The organism is Flavobacterium adhaerens, from assembly GCF_040045115.1.
Lineage (GTDB): Bacteria > Bacteroidota > Bacteroidia > Flavobacteriales > Flavobacteriaceae > Flavobacterium > Flavobacterium adhaerens.
This window is the reverse complement of sequence record NZ_JBDLZX010000009.1, coordinates 134,322-145,536: the sequence shown is the minus strand read 5'-3', so window position 1 is coordinate 145,536 and position 11,215 is coordinate 134,322. Positions and strand designations below refer to the sequence as shown.

Below are 11,215 nucleotides of genomic sequence, written 5' to 3'. Positions count from 1 at the left end.
TCTTTAATCTGCAATAAAAAATCTGCGAAGTCAGCAAAATCTGCGTGAAAACAAAAATAATAATTAGTCACAGATTAGAATGATTTACACAGATTAAATGCATAGATTTCTTTAATCTGCAATAAAAAATCTGCGAAGTCAGCAAAATCTGCGTGAAAACAAAAATAATAATTAGTCACAGATTAAATCCTTCTAATCATTTTAATCTGTGATAAAAAAACAATGAATATGAAATTTTTCAAAATAATAGTTCTGCTGTGTATTAGTGTACTTTTTTTAAATCTTACAAAAAAGACACAAACCAAACCTACCGTTTTTACCGTTGGTGATTCTACTGTAAAAAACGGTAAAGGTAATGGCGATGGTGGGCTTTGGGGCTGGGGTGATTTTATCGGGCAATTTTTGGACACTACCAAAGTTTCGGTTCAAAATCATGCTATGGGGGGTACTAGTAGCCGTAGTTTTCAAACCAAAGGATTATGGGAACCTGTTTTCAATCAATTAAAAAAAGGGGATTATGTCCTGATTCAATTTGGACACAATGATAATGGCCCAATAAACGATACCATTAGAGCCAGAGGCACTTTTAAAGGCATTGGAGAAGAAACCGAAGAAATAGACAATTTAATTACCAAACAACACGAAATCGTACACAGTTATGGTTGGTACATTCGTAAATTGGTAAAAGATGCCAAATCCAAAGGAGCTATTCCGATTATTTGTTCTCCTATTCCAAGAAACGATTGGAAAGATGGCAAAATAATTCGCAACAACGAATCGTATGGATTATGGGCAAAACAAATTGCTCAACAAGAAAAAGTAACTTTCATTGATTTGAATGCCATCATGTCTGATGCATTAGACAAAATTGGTCAGGAAAAAGTGATGGGAACTTATTTTTATGAAAGAGATCACACGCATACTTCGGCAAAAGGAGCTGTTTTATCCGCAACTTCTATAGCCGATGGACTTAAAAAAAGTTCAAACACTCTAAAAAAATATGTGTTGACCAATCCAAAAATCACCCTTCCAAAAAAGAAAAAAGTATTCCTAATTGGCGATTCAACAATGGCCAATAACAACAATAACCCTAATGCTGTGGGCTGGGGAGTTGCATTCCCGAAATATGTTGATACCATGCGAATAGAGGTTATCAATAAAGCTAGAGGAGGAAGAAGTAGTCGTACCTTTGAGTATGAAGGTTTGTGGAGAGAAGTAAAAGAGCAATTACAACCTAGCAATTTTGTCATCATTCAGTTTGGTCATAATGATGCTGGAGATATAGACAAAGGAAAATACAGAGGCTCCTTGAAAGGAAACGGCACAGAAACATTACTGGTAAATCGTGCTGACAGTATCAATGAAACGGTTCACACGTTTGGATTCTATATCGAAAAATACATCAAAGAAGCTCGTGAAAAAGGAGCCATCCCGATAGTGATGAGCCAAACCGTTCGCAACGAATGGCCAAATGGAAAACCTGAATTGCGTGATGAAAGCTACAACAAATGGTCTAAAATTGCTGCCGAGAATCAAGCTGCTGATTTTATTGATTTGAATGTGATTATTGCACAAGAATATGAAAAAGTAGGTAAAGAAAAAGTAGCCACTTTTTTTCCAAAAGACCATACGCACACAGGTGCCGAAGGTGCTGATTTTAATGCATGGGTCGCTGCTGAAAGTATCAAGAAAATAAAAAAATGTGCCCTCAGGGATTATATTGAAATCCCAAAAAAGAAGGAATGAATCCTGAATTTGACCTTTAGCTCTTAACAATTACAAAATACCTGTTTTTCACGTAAGCCCTGTAGTTTTTCTCTTTTTCTTTAAGGAGAAAATCTCTTGGGTTTACGTGAATTTTTTTTAAGAATGTTTCATGATTAAACAGCAAAAAACCAATTGGAATCAAAAAGCAGTAGGGTAATTTAGAACCGTGGTTGAATTATCCATACATTTGGCAACTTAACCAATTGCGAACATAATTAAATCAATTACAAAATCAAAAACAGCATTTTTACAATGATACAAATTAGATCTTTACTATTCCTTTTATTGGTTACAACTCAGGTTTCTTTTTCTCAAGTCCGAACTGTAAGAGAATTGGATTCTGATTGGAGATTTCAAAAAGGGGATCCTAAAACAGCATTCGAAATCAATTTTAATGACTCGAAATGGGAGAAAGTAACCGTTCCGCACGACTGGGCAATTTATGGCCCTTTTGATAAAGAAATCGACAAACAAAATGTAGCCATCGTTCAAAACAACGAAAAAGTCGCTTCCGAAAAAACAGGAAGAACAGGTTCTTTGCCGCATATAGGAACAGCTTGGTACCGCAATAAATTTACCATTTCGGCAGCAGAAAAAGACAAAAAAATCATTCTCCTTTTGAAGGGGCCATGAGTGAACCAAAGGTATATTTGAATGGTAAAAAAGTAGGCGAATGGGCTTATGGTTATAGCTATTTTTATTTTGACATTACTGATTTTATCACCAAAGGCGAAAATACTTTGGCCGTACAATTAACCAACAAAGAATTTGCATCTAGATGGTATCCAGGTGCTGGTTTATACAGAAAAGTTAGTCTTATTATAAAGAATAAAGAAAGTATTGACCAATGGGGAACATCGATAACCACTCCTTTTATAAGCAAAGAAGTTGCCAAAGTAAACATCAAAACAAAAGCTACTGGAGAAAATGGATACCTGGTAACAACCATTTTTGATGCCAATGGAGAAAAACTAAGCTCTGATAAAACAGTAACTCGATTTGGCAATGAATTTGACCAAAACCTAAAAGTGGATAATCCAAAATTATGGAGCCCAGAAACTCCATATTTATACAAAGCTGTTTCACAATGGTATGTAGGTAACGAACTAAAAGATGAAATTAGCACGCGATTTGGTATTCGCGAAATAAAATACGAAGCCAGCAAGGGATTTAGCTTAAACGGAGAGGTAACAAAGTTTAAAGGTGTTTGTTTGCACCATGATTTAGGACCTTTGGGATCAGCAATAAATGTAGCTGCTTTGCGTCGTCAATTGACCATTTTAAAAGACATGGGTTGTAATGCCATTAGAAGTTCACATAATATGCCTTCTCTTGAGCAATTAGAATTGTGTGACGAAATGGGGTTTCTGTTTCTTGCAGAAAGCTTTGATGAATGGGTGAAACCAAAAGTAGAAAATGGATACCACAGATTCTTTAACGATTATGCCGAAAAAGATATTGTAAACCTAGTGCATGCCACTAGAAACCATCCATCGATTGTAATGTGGAGTTCAGGAAATGAAGTTCCAGACCAATGGGGAGAAGAAGGTGTAAAACGTGCCAAATGGTTACAGGAAATTTTCCATAGAGAAGACCCAACCCGACCAGTAACAGTAGGAATGGATCAAGTAAAAGCAACTTTAGCTTCTGGTTTTGGATCATTATTAGATATTCCTGGGCTTAATTATCGTGTTCATTTATATGAAGAAGCTTATCAAAAATTCCCTCAAGGATTTATTTTAGGATCCGAAACGGCTTCGACAGTAAGTTCGAGAGGAATTTATAAATTCCCTGTAGTTCAAGAAAAAGAAAAACAGTATTCGGATTATCAATGTTCTTCTTATGATTTAGAAGCATGTAGCTGGTCTAATGTACCCGATGAAGATTTTGTTTTACAAGATGACAAACCTTGGGTTATAGGAGAATTTGTTTGGACAGGTTTTGATTATTTAGGAGAACCAACTCCTTATGACGAAAAGTGGCCATCACGCAGTTCTTATTTTGGAATAAATGACTTAGCTGGATTGCCAAAAGACCGATTCTATTTGTACAAAAGCCGTTGGAACAAAAAAGAAGAAACCTTACACATATTGCCACACTGGAATTGGGAAGGTCGTGAAGGCGAAGTAACTCCGGTTTTTGTCTATACGAATTATGATAGTGCCGAACTTTTTGTAAACGGCAAAAGTATGGGAATTCAAAAAAAGAATAACGCAACCCCACAAAACAGATATCGTTTGATGTGGATGGATGTAAAATACGAACCAGGAACTGTAAAAGTAGTCGCTTTGGATAAAGATGGAAAAGCGGTAGCCGAAGAAGAAATTCATACCGCTGGAAAACCTGAGAAAATTGTTCTAAGTGCCGATAGAACAACTATTCAAGCTGATGGTAAAGACATCTCTTATGTAACCGTTTCGGTAGTAGATAAAAATGGAATTCCTTGTCCAACGGCTACCAATCAGTTGCAATTTAGTGTCAAAGGAAAAGGAACGTATAGAGCGGCTTGCAACGGTGATGCTACTTCGTTAGAGCAATTTCATTTGCCTACTATGAAGCTATTTAGCGGAAAATTGGTAGTGCTTGTACAATCCTTAAAAGATGCTGGAAAAATAGAACTTACTGTTACAGGTAAAGGGTTGAAAAAAGCAAGTCTAAATATAAGTTCTAACAACTAATACTTACTCAAAAAAATAATTAAATTAGACTGTTCTAAAAAATACTAGGACAGTCTATTTTTTTTAATATCGATTCCAAACCAATAAACTACCAATGATGATTATCAAAAAATTGTGTTTAATTGTTTTCTTTACAGTTAGTCTAAATGGATTTAGCCAGTTACTCGTTAAACCCAATGACAAAAGCATTAGCTATATGGGACGTGTAAAGATTGCACAGGATTCTGCCTGTTTTTACTGGCCGGGTACTTCGGCAACTATTCATTTTGAAGGAACAGGAATTACTGCCAACATGAAATCGAGAAATGAAGATGGGTACTTTTATGCCATTATCGATAATGATGTCGAACACGCATTAAAATTTAAAACCGATAATGTAAAAACAAATATCCCCTTAGCAAGTGGTCTTTCGTCAGGAAAACATACTTTACAGCTTTATAAACTTTCAAACAACACTTCGGAGAATATTTTTTATGGATTTCAAATAAATGGGAAAGCAAAGCTCAAAAAACCAAGCAAGCCCTCCAAAAGAAAAATCGAATTTTATGGTAACTCAATCACGGCAGGACACGGTATTGATCTAGGAATAGACGGAATAGACAATGGTAAACCAGAAACTTTTAACAATTATTACACTTACGCTGCTTTGACCGCTCGTCACTTTGACGCTCAATATTCATGTATTGCTCGTAGCGGTATTGGGATTATGGTTAGTTGGTTTCCTGAGATTATGCCTGAAATCTATGATCGATTAAACCCTATGGATCCGAATAGCAAATGGGATTTTTCGATTTATACGCCAAATGTGGTTGTGATTAATCTTTTTCAGAATGATTCTTGGCTTGTTAATTTACCAAAACATGAGCAATTTATTTCAAGATTTGGCTTAACAAAACCAACTGATGATTTTATTATTTTGGCCTATCAAACTTTTGTGAGTTCTATTAGAAATAAATATCCAAATGCGAGTATTATTTGTGCATTGGGGAATATGGACGGCACCAAAACAGATTCTAAATGGCCATCCTATATCAAACAAGCTGTTGAAAGGCTAAATGATAAAAACATTTACACTCTGGTTTTCCCTTTTAAAAACACTGGAAATCACCCAACCAAACAGGAACAACAAATGATGGCCGATGACTTGATTAAATTTATAGATCAAAACATTAAATGGTAATTGCAAAAAACCATTCCATTTATAAACTATTTCAAAATTTTAAAACAAATCAACTATCTCACTTTTTTTACTTCGATATAATCTAATACAATACCTGTTTGATTTACAGCGATCGTAATCGTATGCTTTTCTTTATTTGTATTTGAAAAAGGCAATTTTACTATAGCACTGTTTCGCAATACATTTTCTTTCCAGGTTTTGTCACGGTCTTTTGTATTGATAGAAAACGTCTGTGTTTTATTCTTGTCTATTTGTACATCAATTTGATGGTCAAAATTGTTGGCATGGGTTGGCAGCAAATGAATTTGAATTTCGTAATTTCCACTAGCAGCAAGATCGAATTCATAAGAAACCGTAGGCAATTCTTTTTTGAAATAATGTTGTTGTAACGGAAAAAGCGTCAGCGAACTTGTGCTATAACCCAAACCATTTATCGATTGCCAGTTGTATTTTTCACTATCTTTTTTGGTAACAAATTGATTGGCCTTCATTAGAATTGAATTATCTAAGTCTATATTTTCTTTGACAAAAGTATTTTTGGCAACCGAATCAAAAACGGGCAATTTTCTGGGTTTCATCGACATCATCTCATTCCATTTTCCGTTGCTCATTTTTGTGTTGTAAAAATCAGTCAACTCTTTTATTTTGGCATACGCTTCAGAAGCCTTTTTTTGGTATTTATCCTTTTGAATTTCATTGGTAGTCAAGGCTTCTAAATTCCAATACAAAAATTTAAAATTCATATTGGCTGAAGCTTTTATAGGATAGGCAACCAACTGAAAAAAAGCATCTTTTCGCTCACTTGGAATTGCAGGAGCCAACGCATTTACTTTTTGAATCAAACTATCATAATCCTGTATCCTTTGCTCCATTTCGGTTTTTGAGAAATCCGAAAGATTTACTTTGGTAGTAGGTTCTGTCTGGCTCCATCCCATATATTCAGGTTTTCTAATAAAAGCCAGACGATAATATTCGGTCATTATTACACTCAATTCATTGGCTACTTCTGGACTAAATTCCCTAGTCATCCATTGTTGCAAATGTTGCTGAATTCCATCATAAGGAATACTATTTACATTCCAAGCCAAATCCAAAAAGAATTCCATACCATACTCCCCAGGTTTGATATCTCCAACATTGGCAATCCACATTTTTTTAGCACCGTTTTCGTATGCTTTGGTCATTTCGTACCAAATCAAACCGGGTTGAGTAGTATTCAACCAAAGATAATCGTGAGGTCGCCCCCAATAACTAATGTGATAATAAACGCCACTTCCCCCTGTTCTTTTTTGCTCTTCATCATTGCTCAAACGACGAATGTAGCCGTAATTATCATCAGGCCAAACCAAGGTTACATCCTCAGGAACTTTGAGTCCATTATCATACAACTCCAATACTTCTTTATACGGAATAAAAGCTTGCGGAATTTCATTGAGCGATTTTTTAAAAGTGCTAGACAACATTTTGCGTTGCTGCGTAATGATTTTGTCCACCATTTCGATAGATTCTTTCAAATCTTTAGCTCCTTCCATTTTACTGTCGTGAATTCCTCTCATTCCGAGAGTTATCACGGTTTCATTATTGGCCAATTTTACTTCATCTAATCGATCTTGCCAATATTGGTTGACTTGTGTACTATTTGTAAAATAATTGTATTCGCCATAAACGTCTTTCTTCCATTCATCAACATTATTGCGAAGCATCGGTTCGGCATGAGAAGAACCAATTACAATATGATATTTTTCGGCCATTTTGGTATTCCCGGCAAGGGTAAAAAACCCTTTGGTACACGGATGCATCGCTGGCCAAATGGTATTGGCTTTTAGTCGCAATAATAATTGAAAAATTTTCTCGTAGGTTTTGGGACCAATATCTCCTGTTTCGGGATCAAAAGTTTTGGCTGCCCAAGGCTGCAACCCCCAATCTTCATCATTCAGGAAAATCCCTCGGTATTGAACCGATGGTTTTTCGATTATACCCTTTTTAGGCAAACGGAGAATCAAGTTATTTTGAGGAATCGGATTCACATCGGCCCACCATTTCCAAGGAGAAATCCCTAAACGTTCGGCCAATTCAAAAACAGCGTAAACCGTTCCTCTTACATCGCTTCCGGCCACAATCATATTTTGATTTTCTTTTTTGATATAAATTTTTTCCCATTCATTTGACAATTCTTTTTGAATGGTTTTTGTTTGAAAAAATGTGCTCGAAGCTTGTCCGATATATATTCCGCTTTGGAAAATTTTATTCGCCTGAACAATTTTTAGCTTTTTGCCCGTAATGTCGTTTATATCGGTTACGAGTTCATTTACAGCCCAAAGAATCAAATCATCGATTTTGGAATCGACATAAATAGTGGCAGTTGCATTGGGTTGTACAATCGGGAAAGTCTCCTCTTTGGCACTTTGACCCAAAGAGACATTTGTAAAAAAAATGAAACTAATAAATAATATGAATAATGACTTTGAGAACATAACTTGTTATTCTGTTGATTTATTTTCTTTTTGAATCACTAAATCTTTTTGCATTTGCCAGACCAGTTCGCTTTTCATTTTATCAGCAATATTTTGGTTTTGGGACATCAAATTGTTCTTTTCTTCGGGGTCGTTTTCGATGTTGAACAATTCATAAGTCGCCATCTTATTTTTGGATGGATTGGTATAAATTAACTTCCATGGTTTTTGAATAAGACAAGCTTGCAAATGCCCTCGGATATAAATAGGTTTATTCTCGATTGCTTGTTTTTCGGAGATTGCATTCCAAACATTTTTACCTTCTATTCCCGTTGCTAAGGTATCATTTCTGGCCAGACCAAGAATTGTTGGCAAAATATCTATAACCGATACATACTCTAAATTGGTATTATGCTCCAAATGGTTTTTCCAATACCATACACAAGGCACTCTAACAGCTCCTTCATAATTAGAAGTTTTCCAATCTCGCAAAGGAGCATTGTTTCCTAAAACATCATTGCCCATAAATTTTCCTCCATATTCGTTTTTGGCATCCCAATTTTGCATGGCACCGTTGTCACTCATAAAAACGATAAGAGTATTCTCGGCCAATTTTTGTTTTTCTAAAGTTTCGATCAAAACACCAATACTGTAATCCAGATGAGCCATCGATGCAGCATAATCTCGACGAGAACTATTCGTGATATGCTTATATGGAGTTTTCCATTTTTCGCCTTCTTGCAAAGGGAAATGCGGTGCGCTATAGGCTATTTGCAAATAAAAATTTTCTTTTTTGTTACGAATTTTCGATAACCATCGAATAGATTCCTGAGTCACTAAATCGGTCGTATGTCCTTTTTCGTCAACGAATTCTCCGTTGCGATACCAGCTTCGATCACCGTTTTTGTAAAGATGTGTGTATTGATCTATCTGCCCGTGAAGAAAACCATAGGAGTAATCAAAACCATAGGCTCTTGGACTGTTCTCTAATTTCAATCCAAGATGCCATTTGCCAATGAGTACAGTTTCATACCCTACTTGTTTTAACAATTTTGGGAGAGTTGCTATAGAATCTGGTAATTTTTGTTGGCTTTTATCGCTTATTGGAGCCAGAATTCCCATACGGCTTGCGGGCCTTCCTGTTAGCAAAGCAGCTCGTGTTGGAGAACAAGTTGGGCTCACATAAAACCGATTGAGTTGTACTCCATTTTTGGCCAAAAAATCGATATTCGGAGTTTTGATTTCAGATCCGTTGTACCCCACATCCTTCCATCCCATATCATCGGCAATGATAAGAATAAAGTTGGGTCTTATCTTTTTCTGATCCTTTTTTTCTTGACCGCTAAGGATTCCGACACTCAAAATAAGTATCAATAAAAAATTGATTGTTTTCTTAAAATTTACCATTTAGATTCTTTCTACAATTAGCTTATCAAAATCAACAAGCATAATTGTTTCTAAAAATAATAGAACTTTTTATAGTTTCCATCCTGTACAGTCCTGAGTCCTTACGGTAACAAAAATCCCGACTGCAGTCTAAACGCAATCGGGATTTTTAATTAATTTATAAATCTATTCAGATTATGATTGACTAAAAAAATTAATCATAACCTGGATTTTGAGTATATAAACCAGGAACCGCCAAAAGTTCTTGCAACGGAATTGGATATAACAATGAGTTATTCGTTACAGGCTGAATTCTATTGGCAGTATCTTCGATATCTCTCCAAGCATTCATAGTAACAACTGCTTTTCCTGATCTAATTAAATCGAACCATCTTGTTCCTTCAGAAAAGAATTCTTTTCTTCTTTCTTCGAACAATTGATCCAATGTTATACCTGAAGCATTTGCAGTAATCCCAGCTCTTGTACGAACCTGATTAACAATTCCATCTACATCAGCTTGAGTACCTCCTCCACCGTGAAGAGTACACTCGGCCATTAGCATTAGAACATCTGTATAACGGATAACCATAAAATCGACACCCCAATCTTCGCGACCGTTTCCGTAGCGAGTTGCATCGATATATTTTTTGAATACTGGTTGCGTATAACTTCCTTTGTAAGTTCCAGAAGCTACAGTATAACTGGTTGCAATACAATCAGTTTTACGCTTGTCTGTTTCCTCAAATTTAGCCAAAAATTCGTCAGAAATTGGTTTAGCCTCTAGCGATCCTTGTTGTGATAGCCCTAGAGAAGCAAAATACGGTTCATAACCTACCTCTACCATAAAATTTCCTCCTACCGAAGTTGCAATAGATTGGGTATAAGGAATAGTCAATACGTTTTCTTTATTAGCAAGACCTTCTGTTTTAAAGATAGAAGCATAGTCTGTTCCAAAAACAAACAAACCACTGCCCTTAATATCATTAAGTTCTTTGTAGGCTTTGTTCCATTCGTTTAGTCCGAGCATTGCCCCATCAATATCATAAGTTGGGCTTGATCGGGTTATATATACTAGTCCCAATAATGCTTTTGCCCCAAATTTAGAAACGCGTCCATAATTGGCAGCATCGTACGAAGGTGCTAAATCTGGAATAGCTGATTCTAGGTCAGAAATAATCAATTGGTAAATATCTGTAATTGGACTTCTACCAATTTTAGAAGCTTCTTGTGCTGTTAAGGTTCTATCGATCAAAGGAACTTTTCCAAACCAGCGAATCAAATCAAAATAACAAAATGCTCTCAGGAAACGAGCTTCGGCAAGCATTGAAGCCTTTGCTAATGGATCTGTAAAAATTTGATCTCCTTTTTCGTTAATTTTTTGAATCAATTCATTTGCCTTGAAAATGGCATTATAATTTGTCGAATAAGCCTCTTTTACATATGAAGTCGTACTAATCGAACTAAAGAACCCATTAACACCTTCCCAATCTCTAGATGCAGTAGTGGTAGCATACAAGTTATCTGATCTGGTTTCGCTCAAATTTAGAACTCTATTAGCATAACCATAAGCGCTTGTTCCGTGAAAAGCTATCGAATAAGTAGCATTCCTAGCCTGTATAAAATCGTTTTGGGTTGCATAAAAACTATCCGTAGTGCCCTGTGACAACGGAAGTTGGTCTAATTGGTCTTCACAGGATGATAGCGAAAACACCAATACAGCACTTGCTATCAAATAAATATACTTTTTCATT

General features: G+C 35.8%; 5 protein-coding genes and 1 pseudogene. 3 read left to right on the top strand and 3 right to left on the bottom strand.

Annotated elements, in window-relative coordinates:
* The first annotated feature begins 228 nt into the window (after positions 1-228).
* The 3 genes and pseudogenes from ABEB18_RS13440 to ABEB18_RS13430 all read left to right on the top strand — a co-directional run bounded on the left by ABEB18_RS13440 (position 229) and on the right by ABEB18_RS13430 (position 5,625).
* On the top strand, positions 229-1,746 hold the full coding sequence (locus ABEB18_RS13440; protein WP_348799824.1) for a rhamnogalacturonan acetylesterase: 1,518 nt from the start codon (positions 229-231) through the stop codon (positions 1,744-1,746).
* A gap of 273 nt (positions 1,747-2,019) precedes the next feature.
* Positions 2,020-4,445 (top strand): annotated as a pseudogene (galB, locus tag ABEB18_RS13435) (beta-galactosidase GalB).
* Between the two features lie 94 nt (positions 4,446-4,539).
* A complete protein-coding gene (locus ABEB18_RS13430; protein ID WP_348799823.1) occupies positions 4,540-5,625 on the top strand; it encodes an SGNH/GDSL hydrolase family protein in 1,086 nt (361 codons plus the stop codon).
* Positions 5,626-5,678: 53 nt separating this feature from the next.
* On the opposite strand, the gene ABEB18_RS13425 is transcribed toward ABEB18_RS13430, so the two are convergent.
* From ABEB18_RS13425 to ABEB18_RS13415, 3 genes are all read right to left on the bottom strand, one after another.
* Positions 5,679-8,039: a glycosyl hydrolase 115 family protein gene (locus ABEB18_RS13425; RefSeq protein ID WP_348799822.1), complete on the bottom strand. Its 2,361-nt coding sequence runs from the start codon at positions 8,037-8,039 to the stop codon at positions 5,679-5,681.
* A 66-nt stretch (positions 8,040-8,105) separates the two neighbouring features.
* On the bottom strand, positions 8,106-9,485 hold the full coding sequence (locus ABEB18_RS13420; protein ID WP_348799821.1) for a sulfatase-like hydrolase/transferase: 1,380 nt from the start codon (positions 9,483-9,485) through the stop codon (positions 8,106-8,108).
* Between the two features lie 193 nt (positions 9,486-9,678).
* Positions 9,679-11,214: a RagB/SusD family nutrient uptake outer membrane protein gene (locus ABEB18_RS13415; protein ID WP_348799820.1), complete on the bottom strand. Its 1,536-nt coding sequence runs from the start codon at positions 11,212-11,214 to the stop codon at positions 9,679-9,681.
* Position 11,215 lies beyond the last annotated feature (1 nt).